This window comes from Ammoniphilus sp. CFH 90114 (genome assembly GCF_004123195.1).
Taxonomy (GTDB): domain Bacteria; phylum Bacillota; class Bacilli; order Aneurinibacillales; family RAOX-1; genus YIM-78166.
The window spans coordinates 1-417 of the sequence record NZ_SDLI01000066.1; the positions used below are offsets into that span (position 1 = coordinate 1).

Sequence of the window (417 nt, forward strand, 5' to 3'; positions counted from 1 at the left end):
AGCAAAAGTATGGAAACAAGATCTCTTGGGCTGATTTGCTTGTTCTAGCAGGCAATGTGGCCATTGAATCGATGGGGGGCAAGACCTTTGGTTTTGGAGCAGGCCGACCTGACATTTGGCATCCGGAAGAAGACATCTACTGGGGGGCTGAAAAGGAATGGCTAGGGGATCACCGTTACACGGGAGATCGGGAGCTGGAGAATCCACTGGCTGCGGTACAGATGGGTCTGATCTACGTGAACCCGGAAGGTCCAAACGGGAAGCCAGACCCCGTTTCCAGTGGTCGCGACATTCGCGAAACGTTTACTCGAATGGGAATGAATGATGAAGAAACGGTTGCCCTCATCGCTGGCGGTCACACCTTTGGTAAGGCACACGGGGCAGGGGATGCGGCTCATGTTGGTCCAGAGCCAGAGG

Annotated in this window: 1 protein-coding gene; it reads left to right on the top strand. The window is 54.4% G+C overall.

Going from position 1 to position 417, the window contains the following annotated elements; translation table 11 throughout:
• Positions 1 to 417 (top strand): peroxidase family protein (locus tag EIZ39_RS26225; RefSeq protein WP_305014640.1); only part of this gene is annotated, 417 nt, incomplete at both ends.